The 17,340-nt window shown below is 62.0% G+C and carries 20 protein-coding genes; 11 read left to right on the forward strand and 9 right to left on the reverse strand.

Translation table 11 applies throughout. The features are described 5' to 3' along the window. The first annotated feature begins 38 nt into the window (after nucleotides 1-38). The 3 genes from BHC62_RS23325 (at nucleotide 39) to BHC62_RS23335 (ending at nucleotide 3,730) form a co-directional block, all read left to right on the forward strand. Nucleotides 39-1,055, forward strand: coding sequence for a DNA topoisomerase IB (locus BHC62_RS23325; protein ID WP_070996300.1), 1,017 nt, complete (start codon nucleotides 39-41; stop codon nucleotides 1,053-1,055). 255 nt (nucleotides 1,056-1,310) lie between these two features. Next, nucleotides 1,311-2,945: an ABC-F family ATP-binding cassette domain-containing protein gene (locus BHC62_RS23330; RefSeq protein ID WP_070996301.1), complete on the forward strand. Its 1,635-nt coding sequence runs from the start codon at nucleotides 1,311-1,313 to the stop codon at nucleotides 2,943-2,945. A gap of 80 nt (nucleotides 2,946-3,025) precedes the next feature. Further along, complete coding sequence (locus tag BHC62_RS23335; protein ID WP_029294615.1) at nucleotides 3,026-3,730, forward strand: YoaK family protein; 705 nt, start codon at nucleotides 3,026-3,028, stop codon at nucleotides 3,728-3,730. A gap of 137 nt (nucleotides 3,731-3,867) precedes the next feature. Here the strand turns inward: BHC62_RS23335 and BHC62_RS23340 are convergent, their stop codons facing one another. From BHC62_RS23340 to BHC62_RS23355, 4 genes are all read right to left on the reverse strand, one after another. Further along, complete coding sequence (locus BHC62_RS23340; protein WP_029294612.1) at nucleotides 3,868-4,221, reverse strand: hypothetical protein; 354 nt, start codon at nucleotides 4,219-4,221, stop codon at nucleotides 3,868-3,870. Nucleotides 4,222-4,291: 70 nt separating this feature from the next. Next, nucleotides 4,292-4,603 carry an AzlD domain-containing protein gene (locus tag BHC62_RS23345; protein ID WP_029294610.1) on the reverse strand — a complete coding sequence of 104 codons (312 nt, stop codon included), beginning with the start codon at nucleotides 4,601-4,603 and terminating at the stop codon, nucleotides 4,292-4,294. After that, entirely contained in the window at nucleotides 4,600-5,295 is a 696-nt protein-coding gene (locus BHC62_RS23350; protein WP_070996350.1) for an AzlC family ABC transporter permease, read from the reverse strand. Before BHC62_RS23350 ends, BHC62_RS23345 begins: the two co-directional genes overlap by 4 nt. Nucleotides 5,296-5,486: 191 nt before the next feature. Continuing rightward, nucleotides 5,487-5,702, reverse strand: a complete 216-nt coding sequence (locus tag BHC62_RS23355) for a hypothetical protein (protein WP_003212603.1) — start codon at nucleotides 5,700-5,702, stop codon at nucleotides 5,487-5,489. A 142-nt stretch (nucleotides 5,703-5,844) separates the two neighbouring features. On the opposite strand from BHC62_RS23355, the gene BHC62_RS23360 reads away from it, so the two are divergent. From BHC62_RS23360 to BHC62_RS23385, 6 genes are all read left to right on the forward strand, one after another. Continuing rightward, nucleotides 5,845-7,128 (forward strand): arsenic transporter, encoded by a 1,284-nt coding sequence (locus BHC62_RS23360; protein WP_070996302.1) that lies wholly within the window; start codon nucleotides 5,845-5,847, stop codon nucleotides 7,126-7,128. Between the two features lie 41 nt (nucleotides 7,129-7,169). Next, nucleotides 7,170-7,997 (forward strand): AraC family transcriptional regulator, encoded by an 828-nt coding sequence (locus BHC62_RS23365; protein ID WP_070996303.1) that lies wholly within the window; start codon nucleotides 7,170-7,172, stop codon nucleotides 7,995-7,997. 52 nt (nucleotides 7,998-8,049) lie between these two features. Next, the gene (locus BHC62_RS23370) at nucleotides 8,050-8,661 is read left to right on the forward strand and encodes a LysE family translocator (RefSeq protein ID WP_070996304.1); all 612 of its coding nucleotides are present in this window, start codon (nucleotides 8,050-8,052) and stop codon (nucleotides 8,659-8,661) included. Between the two features lie 309 nt (nucleotides 8,662-8,970). After that, nucleotides 8,971-9,255 (forward strand): hypothetical protein, encoded by a 285-nt coding sequence (locus BHC62_RS23375; RefSeq protein ID WP_070996305.1) that lies wholly within the window; start codon nucleotides 8,971-8,973, stop codon nucleotides 9,253-9,255. Between the two features lie 204 nt (nucleotides 9,256-9,459). Beyond that, the gene (mgtA, locus tag BHC62_RS23380) at nucleotides 9,460-12,171 is read left to right on the forward strand and encodes a magnesium-translocating P-type ATPase (RefSeq protein ID WP_070996306.1); all 2,712 of its coding nucleotides are present in this window, start codon (nucleotides 9,460-9,462) and stop codon (nucleotides 12,169-12,171) included. Nucleotides 12,172-12,437: 266 nt separating this feature from the next. Next, a complete protein-coding gene (locus BHC62_RS23385; RefSeq protein WP_143007584.1) occupies nucleotides 12,438-13,166 on the forward strand; it encodes a hypothetical protein in 729 nt (242 codons plus the stop codon). Nucleotides 13,167-13,224: 58 nt separating this feature from the next. On the opposite strand, the gene BHC62_RS23390 is transcribed toward BHC62_RS23385, so the two are convergent. Continuing rightward, nucleotides 13,225-13,959 (reverse strand): tellurite resistance TerB family protein, encoded by a 735-nt coding sequence (locus tag BHC62_RS23390; protein WP_070996308.1) that lies wholly within the window; start codon nucleotides 13,957-13,959, stop codon nucleotides 13,225-13,227. A 295-nt stretch (nucleotides 13,960-14,254) separates the two neighbouring features. Between BHC62_RS23390 and BHC62_RS23395 the strand changes: the two genes are divergently transcribed. Beyond that, the gene (locus tag BHC62_RS23395) at nucleotides 14,255-14,539 is read left to right on the forward strand and encodes a hypothetical protein (RefSeq protein ID WP_029294579.1); all 285 of its coding nucleotides are present in this window, start codon (nucleotides 14,255-14,257) and stop codon (nucleotides 14,537-14,539) included. A gap of 97 nt (nucleotides 14,540-14,636) precedes the next feature. Here the strand turns inward: BHC62_RS23395 and BHC62_RS23400 are convergent, their stop codons facing one another. Beyond that, complete coding sequence (locus tag BHC62_RS23400) at nucleotides 14,637-14,813, reverse strand: DUF2188 domain-containing protein (protein WP_070996309.1); 177 nt, start codon at nucleotides 14,811-14,813, stop codon at nucleotides 14,637-14,639. A 135-nt stretch (nucleotides 14,814-14,948) separates the two neighbouring features. Further along, a complete protein-coding gene (locus BHC62_RS23405; RefSeq protein ID WP_070996310.1) occupies nucleotides 14,949-15,851 on the reverse strand; it encodes a LysR substrate-binding domain-containing protein in 903 nt (300 codons plus the stop codon). 107 nt (nucleotides 15,852-15,958) lie between these two features. On the opposite strand from BHC62_RS23405, the gene BHC62_RS23410 reads away from it, so the two are divergent. Further along, on the forward strand, nucleotides 15,959-16,561 hold the full coding sequence (locus tag BHC62_RS23410) for a glutathione S-transferase family protein (RefSeq protein ID WP_070996311.1): 603 nt from the start codon (nucleotides 15,959-15,961) through the stop codon (nucleotides 16,559-16,561). On the opposite strand, the gene BHC62_RS23415 is transcribed toward BHC62_RS23410, so the two are convergent. Next, on the reverse strand, nucleotides 16,551-16,982 hold the full coding sequence (locus BHC62_RS23415; protein ID WP_070996312.1) for an MAPEG family protein: 432 nt from the start codon (nucleotides 16,980-16,982) through the stop codon (nucleotides 16,551-16,553). The two genes, BHC62_RS23410 and BHC62_RS23415, sit on opposite strands and share 11 nt — an antisense overlap. After that, the gene (locus BHC62_RS23420; RefSeq protein ID WP_070996313.1) at nucleotides 16,979-17,290 is read right to left on the reverse strand and encodes a DUF2834 domain-containing protein; all 312 of its coding nucleotides are present in this window, start codon (nucleotides 17,288-17,290) and stop codon (nucleotides 16,979-16,981) included. The genes BHC62_RS23415 and BHC62_RS23420 overlap by 4 nt, the downstream gene beginning before the upstream one ends. Between the last annotated feature and the right edge of the window lie 50 nt (nucleotides 17,291-17,340).

Consider the following 17,340-nt stretch of genomic DNA (forward strand, 5'->3'; position numbering starts at 1 on the left):
GCCATACCGGCCTGATTTGTTGCCAAGGACTCTGCCCCATGCCCGACTCCAGCCTGCCCGTGGACCTGCCCCGTGACCTGCACTACGTTGACGACACTCAACCAGGCTTGAGCCGCCGCAAACTGCGGGGCAAGTTCCAGTATTTCGATAGTCACGGCCAACGCCTGACCGACGCCGCCGAAATCCAGCGGATCAACGCCCTCGCTATCCCGCCGGCCTATACCGACGTATGGATCTGCGCCGATCCCAAGGGGCACCTGCAGGCCACTGGGCGTGACGCCCGGGGCCGCAAGCAATACCGCTATCACCCACGCTGGCGCGAAGTGCGCGACAGCGACAAGTACTCACGGCTGCAAGCGTTCGGCAATGCACTGCCCAAACTGCGCAAGCAGCTGCAAGCACAGGTCGAGGCGCCGGGGTTCAATCGGGAGAAGGTCCTGGCTACCGTGGTGCTATTGCTCGATGCCACGTTGATCCGCGTCGGCAACAGCCAATACGCCCGCGATAACCGCTCCTATGGCCTGACCACGTTGCGCACCCGTCACGTGGATATCAAGGGCAGCGAAATCCAGTTCCAGTTCCGTGGCAAGAGCGGTGTCGAGCACCAGGTCAGCATCAAGGATCGGCGCCTGGCGAGCGTGCTCAAACGCTGCCTGGAGTTGCCGGGGCAGAACCTGTTCCAGTACCTGGACGCAGACGGCGAGCGGCATACCGTCAGCTCCACTGACGTCAACGCGTACCTGCACAGCCTCACTGGGGCCGACTTTACCGCCAAGGACTATCGCACCTGGGCCGGCAGCGCCCAGGCCCTGGCAGTCTTGCGCGAACTGGCATGGCAACCGGAATCGGATGCCAAAAGGCATGTGGTGCAGATGGTCAAGAATGTCGCCCGGCAGCTGGGCAACACCCCGGCGGTGTGCCGCAAGTGCTACATCCACCCGGCCGTGCTCGAGCACTTCAGCCTGGGCGCGCTGGCGAAGCTGCCCAGGCCCAGGGTACGCAAGGGCCTGAAGGCCGAAGAAGTGGGCCTTGCGATGTTTCTCGAACAACTGTAGGAGCGAGCTTGCTCGCGAAAAACTCGAGAACACCGCGTTTATCCTGCATACACGCGCTTGGCGAGCAAGCTCGCTCGTACAGGCGGCATTGACCTTGCCAAAGGCGTAGGAAATATGCCGCAACTGCGCTAGGCTATCGGACCTTTCCTACCGCAGGACGACCGCCGACGTGAACAACTAAGCCTTCCAACATGTAAACGCAACGAGCCGCCTGGCGCGCTTGTTGGCTTGTGCCACATTGTTCTGGAGGTGCTGATGACTGACGTCAACCGGCTGCCTGTACTTGTTTCCTTGCATCACGTGGGTTTCCAATTCGCCAATGGCGAGACGCTGTTGGAAGACCTCAACTTCTCTATCGATCACACCCCCACCGGGATTGTCGGCCGTAATGGCATGGGCAAGAGTGTGTTGGCCCGTCTGTTGGCCGGCGTGCTTGAGCCATCGCATGGCGTTATCAAGTCCTCGGCCCGTATCGCCTATGTCCCACAAAGCATTGAGCTGCTGCCAGGGCAGACCGTGGCCCAGGTCAGCGGTTGTGCGCAGATCCTGGCCGCTCTTGACCGCCTGGCAAAGGGTCAAGCGCAAGCTGACGACCTGGAACTGATCGACGATCGCTGGGACCTGGCCGAGCGCCTGCGCCAGGCGCTCGACGGTGCCGGCCTGGCGCAGATCAGTCCCGATCAGCCCGCCGCACAACTGAGCGGCGGCCAATTGGCCAGGATCGCCCTGATTGGCGCCCTGTTGCGTGCGCCGCAGTTGCTGATTCTCGACGAACCCACCAACCATCTCGACAGCGCCGGCCGCGACTGGCTGTTGGCGACCCTCAGCGCCTGGCGCGGTGGCCTGGTGGTGGTCAGCCATGACCGGCGTCTGCTCAATAGCCTGGGGCGGATCATCGAGCTGTCACCCCTCGGGGCCCGGCTCTATGGCGGCAATTACGACGACTATCGTGCGCAGCGCCATGCCGAACAACACGCCGCCCAGGCGGCCCTGGAACACGCCCGGCTGGATCGGCGGCGTGAGCATCAACGCTTGAAAAAGGATATCGACAGCTTCCAGCGCCACGCCGCCAGCGCCCGTAAATATGCGCAGACCGCCAATGTCGACGCCTTCACCAAATCCAGGTGGAAAGGCGCCGCCAACGAAATCGTCAGTAACGTGCGCAGCGCCCATGTGCAGCAAAAGCAGGCGTTGAATGAACGCGTACGCACCGCCCACGAACGGGTGGTGGACGAAACGCCGACCTTCCTCGCCTTGCCCGGCACGCCCCTGCCCGCAGGTCGCCAAGTGCTGACCCTGGCCGACTGCCAGTTGCCCTGGCTCAATCAGCGCGCGCCAAGCACCTTTATCAACGCGAGCCTGAGCGGGCCGGTGCGGGTCGCGGTCCATGGGCCCAATGGCTGCGGCAAGTCCACCCTGCTCAAACTGCTGGCGGGTCAATGGCAACCCATCCGCGGCCAATGCACGGTTCATGTGCCCTGTGCCTATCTCGACCAGCAGTTGACCCTGCTCGACGATGGGCAATCGATCGTCGAACAACTCAAATTGATGGACACGCCCCTGGCCGAAGCCCAACTGCGCACCCGCCTGGCGCTGTTGCAACTGGACGCGTTGCGCGTCACCCAACCCATCGGCCAACTCAGCGGGGGTGAGCGCTTGAAGGCGGCGATGGCGATTGCTTTATGGCGCAAGATCCCCGCGCAACTGCTGCTCCTGGACGAGCCCACCAACCACCTGGACCTGGAGTCGGTAATGGCCTTCGAGCAGGCTTTACAGGGGTTTGCCGGCGCTCTGATTGCGGTCTCCCATGACGCGGTGTTTCTCAACGCGCTCAAACCGACCCATGTCCTGACCTGGGACGCCATGGGCTGGCGCCTGGAGGTGCACTGAAGGATGTGCCAAGTCATTGCAGTCAACCCGAAAGCGTCCTACGTTAGTGGCCGGATAATCTCATTGAGGAACCTCTCGCCGTGCTGCCCTCCTCCCCTAAACCCCTGATCAATACCGCCCTGCAGCACCAGCACAAATGGCGGGGGCGCATCGGCCTGACACTGGTGGCCAGCCTCTCGGTGCTGGCCGGCATGACCGACGCCATCGGCTTTATGGCCAGTGGGGATTTTGTCTCGTTCATGAGTGGCAACACCACGCGGCTGGCGGTGGCGATCAGTGAAGGCGACCTGGGGCTGACCGGGCGCCTCACCCTGCTGGTGGCGACGTTTATCCTGGGCAATGCGCTGGGGGTGATCATCAGCCGCATCAGCAAGCGCCACGCGTTGCCGCTGTTGCTGTGTATCGCCACGCTACTGTGCGGCGCGGCGGCGTGGCCGATGGCCGAGCAATTACCCGCGGTGCTGGCCGCGATCATCGCCATGGGCATGCTTAATGCGGCGGTGGAACAGGTCAATGGCCTGCCCGTGGGGCTGACTTACGTGACCGGCGCGTTGTCGCGTTTCGGTCGCGGGCTGGGGCGCTGGATGCTGGGGGAGCGCCGTAATGGCTGGCGCGTGCAGCTGATCCCGTGGGCTGGGATGTTTGTCGGCGCGGTGATTGGCGCCTTGCTCGAACATCAGTTGGGGATCAAGGCCCTGCTGGTCAGCGGCCTGTTGTCGGCGCTGCTGGGGCTGGTGTCGCTGAAGATTCCGCGGCGCTGGCACCTGGGCTATATGCCACGCTGAAAAGGTGCTTGCCCGACATTTAGGCCTCGACATCCATGTACTGGTAAAGAGCCATCATGTCGGGCAAGCGCGGGCATTTTAAGGCAAAGCCGGCGGGGTGTCCGCCGGGCATTTCTGAAGAATTCTAAGGAAGCAACTTACAGACAGGTCGCAGCAGCGGCCAGGCGGCGCTTGGCCGCGAAATTATCTTCGGCTGCGTAGTAACTGACGGTAGTGCTGCTGCCGACACTGCGCACGTCGACAAAGTAGTCACCGCCCGTGGTGTAGACCGTATGGCCCCCGCCTTGCGCCGGCTCCATAAAACCGCCGGCGTCCACACCGAACACCGCCTCGTCCTGCCAGCCGAACTGGATGCACTGGGCGACGACCAATGCGGCCTTGTCTGAGGCCAGGGTTTTATAGGGCGCGCCAGAGCGTGCGTCTTTCATCTTCGAACCTGCGCAACCGGCCAGCGCCGCCAGGACCAACGCACCTATTACTACCTTCCGCATGCCATCGCTTCCTTGGAAAAAACGCGACTTTACCATTGAAACCTCGTGGCGATAGCCGTCACAAGAACACTTAAAGCAACCAGCGGAACAGATAGAACAGCGCCATGCTCAGCAGCACCGTGGTCAACACGCTGCGGGTCCAGAACATCAAGGCCACCGCGCAGACCCCGGCCAACAAGTAAGGGTTGGTGGGGCTCAGGTTGAGCTTGTGCTCGGCGAGGAAAATGATCGGCCCGCAAATGGCCGTCAACATGCCGGGCACCGCGAACCCGAGAAACTCCCGCGCGCCGCGATTCAGGCGCACCGGCAAGCGCGGCTCAAGAAACAGGTAACGGTTGAAAAACACCGCCAGGCCCATGCCGATAATCATCACAAAAATCATTGCTGCCCCACTCCCAAGCGTTTGCAGGCATACCCTGCACACATCCCCAGCAACCCCGACACCACCACCGCCGACTCCCAGTGCCAGTAGCTGAGCAGCACCGAAAACAGCAAGGCCACCGCCACGCACACCACCGTCGGCACATCACGCACCACCGGGGTGATCAAGGCGATAAAGGTTGCGGCGATGGAGAACTCCAGGCCCAGTTGATCGAGGTTGGGGATGCTCTTGCCGAGCACGATGCCGGCCAGGGTAAACAGGTTCCAGGCCACATAGAACGTCAGGCCCACACCCAGGGCATACCAGCGGTTGAAGGTCTGGCGGTCATATTGGCTGACCAACGCGAAGAACTCATCCGTGAGCAAAAAGCCCAGGCTCATGCGCCACCGCGCCGGCAAAGGCGACAGGGTGGCGCGCATATGCATGCCATACAGCAAGTGCTGGGAGGTCAGCAGCAAGGTCGTGAGCAAAATGGCAATCAGACTGGCGCCGCTCTTGACCATGCCAATCGCCACCAACTGCGCGGCACCGGCGAACACAATGGCCGACAGGCCCTGGCTTTCCAGCGGGGTGAACTGGGCGTCAATCGCCAGGGAGCCGGCCAACAGGCCCCATGGGGCGCAGGCCAATGAAAGAGGAATGATCGCAATCGCGCCGCGGGCGAAAGCGTAATGCGGCAAGGCAGTAGGCATGGACAACAGGCTCATCGACAGACAGTCGATAAGCATGGCAGCGCTAATCAGGATTGTCTTGAACGATCTTGCAGCAGGCAACGCCCCGGCGCAGGGACAGAGGGTTGCCCAGCGGAACTATTGCTGCAGGGCCGTGGCAGCCTCATCAATAAATGCCGCCACTTCACCGGCCCTAGAGGCACGTGCCATTATCACGCCAGCTTGACCGACACCCGCTCCACCGCATCCCTGGCCTCCCGCAGTTCGTGGGCATCCTGGTTAAGGCGGTGGATGGTGTTGAGCAGGCGCTGACGCAGCACTTCATCGCTGAGTTTTTCGACCGCGCGCATCAAGTCGAAAGCCGCGGTTTCGTTGTTGTCCGCGACAGAATCGAGGGTCTTGCGCAGGTTACGAGTGGCACGGGTCACACAGTTACTTCCTTTATCACCAATGGCGGGCACTTTAGGACAGTTGTGTTTCATTTTAATTTCAAGCACTTGCCACGGAATCCCAGTACCTTGTCACAGGTCAATCAAATGTCGAATCGCCACCCCGCGGAGAATGTCCTTGATGCTTGCTGCCGTCGCCATCTTCCTGTTCACCATTGTGCTGGTCATCTGGCAACCCAAAGGCCTTGGGGTAGGCTGGAGTGCGTCAATGGGGGCGATCCTCGCCCTGGCCTGTGGCGTGATCAGCCTGGCAGACATCCCGGTGGTGTGGCAGATCATCTGGAATGCCACCGGTACCTTCGTCGCCCTGATTATCATCAGCCTGATCCTCGACGAGGCCGGTTTTTTCGCCTGGGCCGCGTTGCACGTCGCACGCTGGGGCCGTGGCCGAGGCCGGCGGCTGTTTGCTTACATGGTGCTGCTGGGCGCGCTGGTCTCGGCGTTGTTCGCCAATGACGGCGCCGCCCTGATCCTCACGCCGATTGTCATGTCAATGCTCCTGGCGCTGCGCTTCTCACCCGCGGCGACCCTGGCGTTCGTGATGGGCGCAGGGTTTATCGCCGACACCGCCAGCCTGCCGCTGGTGGTATCCAACCTGGTGAACATCGTCTCGGCGGACTACTTCAAGATCGGCTTCAACGAGTACGCGGCGATCATGGTGCCGGTCAACCTGGTCAGTGTCGCCGCGACCCTGGCGGTACTGCTGTGGTTCTTCCGCCGTGATATCCCGCAAAGTTATGACCCCGCCGACCTGCCCGAACCGGCCAGCGCCATTCACGACCCGGCGACTTTCCACGCCGCCTGGTGGGTGCTGGGCATTCTACTCGTCGGCTGTTTTGCCCTGGAACCGCTGGGCATTCCCATCAGTGCCATCTCGGCCGCCTGCGCTTTGTTGCTGCTGGTGATCGCCGCCAAAGGCCACAAGATATCCACGCGCAAGGTGCTCAAGGAAGCCCCCTGGCAGATCGTGATTTTCTCCCTCGGGATGTACCTGGTGGTGTATGGCCTGCGCAACGCCGGCCTGACCACTTACCTGGCCACCTGGCTCAACACCTTCGCCGACTACGGCGTGTGGGGCGCGGCGCTGGGCACCGGGTTGCTGACGGCGCTGCTGTCTTCGGTGATGAACAACCTGCCGACCGTGCTGATCGGTGCGCTGTCCATCGAAGCCAGCCATGCCGTGGGCGTGGTCAAGGAAGCGATGATCTACGCCAATGTGATCGGCAGCGACCTGGGCCCGAAAATCACGCCTATCGGCAGCCTGGCGACCCTGCTCTGGCTGCATATTCTGGCGCGCAAGGGCATCCGCATCACCTGGGGCTATTACTTCAAGGTGGGTATCGTGCTGACCCTGCCGGTGCTGCTGATCACCCTGGCCGCGCTGGCCCTGCGACTGAGTGTCTAAAAAGGTATGCTTTGGCCACTTGCCGCCACCGAGCCCACCCGATGAGTTCCTCGCACCACGCCTGGCTGGGCCACTACGAAATCAGCAGCACCACCTGTAGCGGCCTGACGTTTGCCCGCCATAGCCACGACGAGTGCGTGATTGGCGTCAACCTGATCGGTGAGGAACAGGTCTGGCTGGACCGCCGCACCTTTGAGGCCGGGCCCGGCAGTATCACCCTGTACAACCCCGGCCAGATCCAGGGTGGCGGCGCGGCCCAGGGCGCGCCCTGGCACTTTGTCAGCCTGTACGCCGGTGCCGACCGCCTGGCCAGCGACCTCGGGCTGGCGCACCTGGAGTTCGACCGCGCGCTATGTTTTGCCCCCGCGTTGGCGGCGCAACTGGCGCAGGCCGCCAAGGGGGCATTAAGCGTCGACCCGCTGGTACGCGGGCTCAACGAAGAGGCGCTGGTGTTGCTGCTGGCCGAGGTGGTCAGGCTCAGTGGTGTGCGCCTGCCGGCAGGTGCCAGTGCGGGGTCAAAGCTAGTCGCCCAGGCCCAGGAACTGCTCGCCGCGCAGTTGCATCAGGGTGTGGCCCTGGAGGCCTTGGGCGACGAGTTGGGCCTGTCCAAATTCCACGTCTTGCGCACCTTCCAGAAAGAAACCGGCCTGAGCCCGCGCCAATGGGCCATGCAACTGCGCACCCGCCGCGCACAAGGCTTGTTGCGCAGTGGCCTGGGCGCCGCCGAGGTTGCCCATGACCTGGGTTTTGCCGACCAGAGCCATCTCAATCGGCACTTCCGTGCGGCCTATGGCATTACCCCTGGCCGCTATCAAAGCGCAATCCGGTCCAAGACAGCACACCTGCCCCGCCCTCAAACTGACCTGTAGGAGCCGGCAAGCCGGCTCCTACAAGAGTTACCGGTTAATCATGGGGGGGGTGATGTTGACGATCTTTTTTTCTGCGCTGGTATTTGGCTTTGTGTTTTGCCTGTCCCCCGGCGCCGTGCTCGCAGAGACGCTACGCCGGGGCCTGTTGCATGGGTTCACGCCAGCGCTGCTGGTGCAGATAGGCTCGCTGGTGGGCGATGCCACGTGGGCGGTGATCGGCCTCACCGGCATGGCCCTGTTGATCCAGCACGAGGCGGTGCGCGTACCGTTGACGGCTGTTTGCGCCTTATACCTGGCCTGGCTCGGCCTGCGCAGCCTGCTGGATGCCTGGCGCCTGCCGCAACCCGACAGCGCCCCAGCCAGCAGCGGGCGCAATGCGCTGATGGCCGGGGCCGCCATCTCTTTGGCCAACCCGAAGAACATCGTGTACTGGGGTGCCTTGGGCAGTGCCCTGTCAGGCATCGTTGGCGCCACCCCGAGCCACGGCCAGACCTTGATGTTCTTCGCAGGTTTTATGCTGGCCTCGATCCTGTCGTGCTTTTTGATCGCAGGGTTGGTGAATGTCTTGCGAAAGAACGCCTCGCCAACTTGGCAACGAATCAGTCATGGCGCCTGTGGGTTGGTATTGATCTATCTGGCGTTATTGGCCGCCTACAGCCTTTGAACTTATATATTGAATAACACCAATCTGAATGAAGTCTGAACGACCCACAAACAGGTTGATTATTGATTGACATCCACTGCCTGCCTGAGTAGATTGCCCGTGCCTGCAACTCGGGCCTTTTTTCAACCTCACAAAAGAAGCCAATGGACACAGTATCTAGTTGCTGTCCTTCACCTGCGAATGCGGGGGTCGGGCGCCAAACCCAGTGTAATGACGGGACTCGCCTTCAAGGCCGGGTAAGCTGCGCTAGAGCTTGATGCTCCAACGTAACTGCCTTGCGCCGGCGCCAGTCCGGTCCCGAGGTGTGTTATGAATTTCCAAACCCTTGTTCTACCTGATGTACGCACGCTGGCCTCAGCCCTGCGTGCCAAGCTGTGCCGTACTTTCGTGGGCGTTGCCCCAGTGCGCACGGCCTTTGCCTGCCCTTCCCCGCGTATCAGCCAGGCACACCTGCAGGCGCACTGGCGCCTGTGCCCCACCACCGGCCACCTGGTTCAGCAATGGGACCACGCCGACCCTCAAGATCCGCAGAGACGGAGCGTTTCCAGCCTGCTTGCCCAAGCGCGCCTGATGCTCAGCGCTCGCGTGGCATAAGCCAGCTGGAAACAGCAACTTCCTGATTATTGGTCAATTAATTAACTGGCGTTCCTTGCGAACTAAGCCAGCCGTAGTTTTCTGCGCGCCCGTTAATTAACTCGCCTCTTTAAAGTTATTGGAACTGATCGCAAACATTGCGAATCGGCATACTTGCGCTCGCCTGCCAGGCAAGTAACGGGTATGTCGACAGGAGTAAAAACCATGAGCGCCGTAAACACTAAACAACGTCCAGACAACAACACCGCCAATGCCAGCAAACTGTCGATGCGCGCCGCCCGCGAAGCGCAAAACGGCCTGGCGGCCACCCTGGCCAACGTCCGGGCAACCAAAGACGGCCTGACCGAACTGGATGCCAGCGCCCGCCTGCAACGCGAAGGCTATAACGAGGTGGCCCACGACAAGCCGCCCCATGCGGTGGTGCAGTTCCTCCAGGCCCTGAACAACCCCTTCATCTACGTGCTGCTGACCCTCGCGGTGATCAGCTTTGTCACCGACTACTGGCTGCCGCTGCGCGCCGGTGAAGAAGTGGACCTGACCAAGGTCATTATCATCATGACCATGGTCGCCCTGAGCAGCCTGCTGCGCTTCTGGCAGGAACACCGTTCGGCCAAATCCGCCGAAGCCCTCAAGGCCATGGTGCGCACCACTGCCACGGTGCTACGCCGTGAGCAGGTCGGCGCCAAACCCACCCTGCGCGAAGTGCCGATGCGCGACCTGGTGGCCGGGGATATCGTGCAATTGTCGGCCGGCGACATGATCCCGGCCGATATCCGCCTGATCGAGTCCCGCGACCTGTTTATCAGCCAGGCCGTGCTGACCGGTGAAGCCCTGCCAGTGGAGAAGTACGACACCCTGGGCGATGTCACGCAAAAGTCCGCTACCACGAGCGCCACGGACCAGAGCAACCTGCTGGACCTGCCCAATATTTGCTTCATGGGTACCAACGTTGTCAGCGGCCGCGCCCAGGCGGTGGTGGTTGCGACGGGACCACGCACCTATTTTGGCTCGCTGGCCAAGGCCATCGTCGGCTCCCGGGTCCAGACCGCCTTCGACCGTGGGGTGAACAGCGTCAGTTGGCTGTTGATCCGCTTCATGCTGGTGATGGTGCCCATCGTGTTTTTCCTCAATGGGTTTTCCAAGGGCGACTGGGGCGACGCCTTCCTGTTTGCCTTGGCGGTGGCCGTGGGCCTGACCCCGGAAATGCTGCCGATGATCGTCAGCGCCAACCTGGCCAAGGGCGCAAACGCCATGGCCAAGCGCAAAGTGGTGGTCAAGCGCCTGAATGCGATCCAGAACTTCGGTTCGATGGACGTGCTGTGCACCGACAAGACCGGCACCCTGACCCAGGACAAAATCATCCTCGAGCACCACGTCAACGCCTTCGGCCAGCGGGACGACCAGGTGCTGTCCCTGGCCTGGCTCAACAGCCACCACCAAAGCGGCATGAAGAACCTGATGGACCAGGCGGTGTTGGCGTTCTCCCAGCACAATCCCAAGTTCCAGGTACCGTTTGCCTACAGCAAGGTCGATGAACTGCCCTTCGACTTTGTCCGTCGCCGCCTGTCGATTGTGGTCAAGGACGCCCACGGCGATCACCTGTTGGTGTGCAAGGGGGCCGTGGAAGAAATGCTCGATATCGCCACCCATGTGATGGAAGGCGCCAGCGCCGTGGCCCTGGATGAGCGGCGTCGCCAGGAATTGCTACACACCGCCAGCGAGTTCAACGAGGACGGCTTCCGCGTGCTGGTGGTCGCCACCCGCAACATCCCCAAGGCCCTGGCGCGCCAGCAATACACCCCGGCCGATGAACGCAACCTGGTGATCCACGGCTTCCTGACGTTCCTCGATCCGCCAAAAGAAACCGCCGGCCCGGCCATTGCCGCGCTGCAAGAGATCGGTGTCACCGTCAAAGTGCTGACCGGCGATAACGCCGTGGTCACCCGCACCATCTGCCGCCAGGTCGGCCTGGAGCCCGGCGAGCCGCTGCTGGGCGTGGACATCGAGGCCATGGACGATGCCACCCTCAAGCAGCAGGTCGAACAACGCACGGTGTTCGCCAAGCTGACCCCGCTGCAAAAGTCCCGGGTGCTCAAGGCCTTGCAGGCCAACGGTCACACCGTGGGGTTCCTCGGCGACGGCATCAATGATGCGCCAGCCCTGCGCGATGCCGACGTCGGTATCTCGGTAGACAGCGCGACCGATATTGCCAAGGAATCCGCCGACATCATCCTCCTGGAAAAGAGCCTGATGGTCCTCGAGGAAGGTGTGCTTAAAGGCCGCGAGACCTTCGGCAATATCATGAAGTACCTGAACATGACGGCCAGCTCTAACTTCGGCAACGTGTTCTCGGTGCTGGTGGCCAGTGCGTTCATTCCCTTCATGCCGATGCTGGCGATCCACCTGCTCCTGCAAAACCTGATGTACGACATCTCCCAGCTGGCCCTGCCGTGGGACAAGATGGACAAGGAGTACCTGGCCAAGCCACGCAAGTGGGACGCGCAGAACATCGGGCGCTTCATGATCTGGATCGGGCCGACCTCGTCGATCTTCGACATCACCACCTTTGCCCTGATGTGGTACGTGTTCTCGGCCAACAGCGTAGAAATGCAGACCCTGTTCCAGTCCGGCTGGTTCGTCGAAGGGCTGCTCTCCCAGACCCTGGTGGTGCACATGCTGCGCACCCGCAAGATCCCGTTCTTCCAGAGCACGGCGGCCTGGCCGGTGTTGCTGATGACCAGCCTGGTGATCGCGCTGGGGATCTATGTGCCCTTCTCACCCCTGGGCACCCTCGTGGGTCTGCAACCGTTGCCTTGGGCGTACTTCCCATGGCTGGTCGGCACCCTGCTGGCCTACTGCTGCGTGGCGCAACTGATGAAGACCCTCTACATCCGCCGGTTCAAGCAGTGGTACTGAGTTTGCGGCGCTAAGCGGGCTGGGTGTGGCAGCTATTTTTTGTGGCAGATGGGCTTGGTGTGGCGAGCGGGCTTGCCCCGCGCTGGGCTGCGAAGCAGCCCTAATAGAGTCACTGAGTTCTATCAGATAGCCCAAGGTGGCAGGTTTTGGGGCTGCTTCGCAGCCCAGCGCGGGCGATGCGGCGTTCCGACAAGCCCGCTCGCCACAACAAGCCCGCTCGCCACGCCCAATCACTACAGACACTCGTTCAATTGGAGCATGAGACCATGCACAAACACTCCCTCTTTTCGGCCTTCACCTGGCTACCGGCGTCGCGGCAACGGGCGCTGCGCCGCAACCTGATCTTTATCGGCGCCACCCTGGCCGTGGGCCTGCTGTCCAAGGCCTTTGCCGCAGGCGGTAGCTACGTGGTGGACGATGGCGCGATCAACGCCCCGGGCGAATGCAATGTCGACGCTGGCTACACCCGTTCAACACAGCGCACCACCCTCTCCGCAGCCTGCACATCAAGGGCGCTGCCTAATCTGCAATGGGGCGCCGCCATCGAGGATGAGCCTGGGCTGAGCCACCTCAGCCCGCAACTCAAGGGGTCTCTGTGGGCCTGGCAGGATGCGGGCGTGGAGATCGCCTGGGCGGCGGCGGCGCATATCGCAGTGGACCGTCGGCACCCATTCGACGGCGCAGACCTGGGCGTACCGCTGACCTGGCAAGCGTTTGAAACACTGCGCCTGAACCTCAATGCCGGCTGGAGCCACGCCTATGACGATGGCGAACAAAACCAGCGGCTGACCTGGGGCACCGGCCTGGAATACCGCGTGGCGGACTCTCTGACGTTGCTGGCGGAGCGCTACGGCCAGCAGCACGGCGACCAGGCCTGGCAGGCTGGGCCGCGGGTGCATCTGGGAAAGCAGGTGGATGTAGACCTGGTGGTCGGGCGCAACCTGACGGGGGATCGCGACCGCTGGTTGACCACGGGGGCGACCCTGCGATTCTGAAGGACTGATGTAGACGCTGTTTCGCTGCGCGAGGCAGCGTCTACATGGGTATCGGGTATCAGGCCGGTTTGGCTTGCTGTTCGAGATGCACCTGCAACTCAGGCTCGATGCCCAGCGCTCCCGCCAGTTCATCCAGGTAGTTGCGCTCGGCGTCCTGCTGGTCATCCACCAGCATCACGCTGGCCAGGTAGACCTCGGCGGCTACGGCCGGGTCACCGGCATATTCGGCAAAATCCCGCGCATCCAAAGGCTTGGCGACTTGGGCATCGAGCCATTGCTGCAGGTCGGGGTCGTCGGTGTGGCGCTTGATCTCCGTTGAGATCAACAGTTCTTCTTTCTCATCAATCCGTCCATCCGCCTTGGCCGCCGCGATCAATGCACGCAGCACTGCATGGCTATGGGCCTCGACGTCGGAGCCGGAGAGTTGATCAACCGTTTGCAAGGCCTGTTGCGGTGCCGAAGCCTGCTGGCGCTGCCAGGCTTGATACGCCTGGAATGCCATCATCCCCAATGACGCCAGGGCCGCGTAGTTGGTACCACCGCTGCGCGCCTGGGTCGAACCGCCCGCCGGGGTTGCCCCCAACATACCACCCAGGCCACCCAGCAGATCGCCCAGGCCGCCACCACCAGACGCAGAGGGTGCAGAGCCGCCACCCCGGAGCAAACCACCGAGCAGGCCACCCAACCCGCCGAGACCTCCCGCGCCGCCCTGGGGAGCCGCCGAACCGCCTTGCTGCGACATCGAGGCTTGACCTGCCCGTAGCAGTTGTTCCAGTAGAGCACTGGTGTTCATGGTATCGCCCTCCTATGGGCTGTGCGCCAGACAACCAACAATAGTCCCTGCTGCCTATAACGCCAAGATCGGCCAGCACGCGTGGTTTTGCCGACCGGCCTGTACCCCAGCAAATCCGCCGCTGACCTGTAACGCCCGAGAGAATTGTTCAGATTCGACGCACCCAGGCGCGCGGTGAACGCAGGCCCGCACATGGTGTCGGAAATATAAGGGCACAGCCTCAACCGGCCTGGCCTTGAGCGCGAGCATCAACAGATTTGCGGTGCCGCGTACCCTCACAGAAGGAGACGCTGACATGGTCACTCACTTCAAGGTCGCTGGGCACCTCGCTTGCGGCCATCACGGCAATAACCTCACATCCACGGTCGAATTGAACCGGGTCAAATGCCGTACCTGCCGCAACACCGATGCCTACAAGGAAGCCCGCCGCAACCAGCGCAATGCATCGCGCCGCGCGGCACGCAAGGCCCGCTCGGGCCAGGCCAGCAATGACTGGCGCAGCGCCTGGACCCAACGCCTGACTGCCCTACCCGGCCTGCAGCGCCTGCCACGCGGGTTCAGCGGCCAGCCTTTCGTCTAGATCGGCCCATTTGTAGGCCCCGGCTTGCCGGCGATGGCGGCCTGTGTGGCGCAGCAGTGCTGCCTGAACCGACACCATCGCGGGCAAGCCGGTAGGCTCAAGGTCGTGCACGCACCTTGTAGCCCGGTAGCGTCGCGGCATAGGCCATTGCCTGCTCACGGGAGCCAAAGGAAGCCAATCGATCATCCTTGGTGCACACGCGCCACGGGCCGCTGTTGACCCGGGCAATGTCATAGCCATTGAGATGCATCTTGTTCAACAGGGGAACGCTCATAGTCACCTCTCCTATTCCAGAGATAATCCACGGGTTGCCCGATCCACCATACGCTCGATCCAGGCACTGTCGCCTACCGAACGTCGCAGACTGCAGCGACCGCCCCTGTGACACGATATTTTGTGGTCGCTGCAATCAGGGCTCGATGCTCGCCAATTGCGCCATGTAGCACTGCACTTCCCCATGCAGCCACTCGGAAAACACCCGCTGTTTGCTTTCCGAGCTTTCCCGAGGTGGCCAGGCCAACCAATACGGGTAGGCATACGGCGCGCTGATATCGCACAGTTGCACCAGCTCCCCGCGCACAATGGCGTCATGCACCAGGCTACGCCGCTCCAGGGCGATGCCCTGGCCCAGCCGGACCGCTTCCAGTACCAGGTTGGAGTCATTGCTGCACAGGCCTTTGCGTTCGGTGCTCATTTCAATGCCAGCGGCCTGGCACCACGGCTGCCAGGATTCATTGCTGTAGATAATCGGGCTGTGCACGATTTGCTCGGGGGTTCGCGGCAATTGCCCGCCGTTGAAATGGGGCGCGGCGACCACCACCACTTCGTCGTGAAACAGCAGTTTCTGCTCCACTCCTTCCCATTCGCCCTTGCCCATGCGGATCGCCATGTCTACCGACTCTTGATGCAAGTTGGTAATGGCCAGGGTGGCTTGCAAGCGAATGCTGATGTGCGGGTAAAGCCGCTGGAACGCTGGCAGTCGCGGCAGCAGCCAGGAGCGTCCAAATGAGGGCAACACCGCCACCACCAACTCGTCCCGCTTGGGCTGGGCCTGGATCAAGCGCGTCGCGTCGGCGATATCGCCCAGGGCCTGGCGGATCTGCAACGCGTACAGCCGGCCATCTTCACTGATGCGCAAGCCGCGCCCTTCACGCACGAACAGCGTGAGGCCGACGATTTGCTCCAAAACCTTGATCTGCTGACTGATGGCCGAATGGGTGACATGCAACTCCTTGGCCGCCAGGGTGACGCTACCAAGCCTGGCGGTGGCTTCGAAACTGCGCAGGGAGGTCAGGGGCGGAAAAGCGCTCATGTAAGATTGACTAACCTTTTAAGGTAAAAAATATAGATATTGAAAGGACTTTGGCCGCTATAAAGTAATCCGCAATTAACAATCACACCATCAAGAATGGAGGCTTCATGAAACTGGTTGGCATGCTCGACTCACCTTATGTGCGCCGCGTAGCGATTGCCCTGGACCTGTATGGGGTCGATTTTGAGCAGCAGTCGCTGTCGGTGTTCAGTACCTTCGCTGAATTTGCCAGGATCAACCCGGTGGTCAAGGCGCCGACACTGGTGCTCGACGACAGCACGGTGCTGATGGACTCCAGCCTGATCCTGGACTATTTCGAAAGCCTGGCGCCGACCGATAAAAAGCTCCTGCCCCAGACCGCAGCCGCCCGTGCGCGGGACCTGCAAGTGATCGGCCTGGCCTTGGCTGCCTGCGACAAGAGCGTACAGATCTACTACGAGCACAACCTGCGCCCCACAGAAAAACTACATGAGCCGTGGCTTGAGCGAGTAACCGGGCAACTGCTGGCAGCCTACGGGGGCCTGGAAAAACTGCTGGCCAACGCTCCTGGCCAGCCTTTGAACCTAGCGTCGCTGAGCGCCGCGGTGGCCTGGTCGTTTTCAAGGTACGCCGTGCCCTCGGTGGTCAAAGCCGAGGACTTTCCCAACTTGCAGCGCCACGCCCAATGGGCCGAGCAACACCCGGCGTTCGGCAAATACCCTATCGAATAGGCAGTAACGCCGCGCCAACCAACCCCGCCAGCCCCAGCAGGCACGCCAGGCCAACACCATAGGCCAGGGTGCGCCAGGGTTGGCGGCCGCCCAGGTACATCAGGGTATGCATTACGCGCGCGACGGTGAACAGGCCAAACAGCCAGGCCGTCGCGACTGCCGGGGCGTCCAGCGCCAGGCACAGCCCGCCGAGAACGAAAAAAAGCGGAATGTTTTCCAGGTCATTGGCCCAGGCTTTCGCGGCCCGGCTGACTGGCAGCAGTTCCTGGGCATTGGCCGGGCGCTGGAAGAAACCGGCATCCTCAGGATTGGTGAATGCACGGTGCCTGAGGCGGAAAAAACCCTGGTAACAGGAAATCCCCAGCATCTTGATAAACAGCACCAGCACACAGACGGCAAACAGATGCAGGGGACTACTCATTGCCGGCCCCTGGCAAAGCCGTTGACCACGATATACAGCAGCGGCCCGACCGAGACGAACACCGCCGTCAGCAGCCAGTACGGCAACACACTGGCCAGCGACCGGCCCCGGGTGCGGGCATCACGGTACATCCACACACAGGCCAGGGCCGCCATCAGGTACAGGTCGATCACCACCTGGGCGGTGTCGGGCCTGGATAGCAACTCCAGGCCGAACGCCAGCAGCGACTGCTCGGCCCAGAGCAAGGTGCCCAGGGTGTACAAGGAAAACGCCAACAGGCTGGCAAGGGCGATGTAGGGTCTGTGCATAGGGTCCTTCCTCTAGATAGGTAAAGGTGAGTGAAGCCGTTGTGGCGAGG

Source organism: Pseudomonas sp. 06C 126, assembly GCF_001855215.1.
In the GTDB taxonomy this organism is placed as follows: domain Bacteria; phylum Pseudomonadota; class Gammaproteobacteria; order Pseudomonadales; family Pseudomonadaceae; genus Aquipseudomonas; species Aquipseudomonas proteolytica.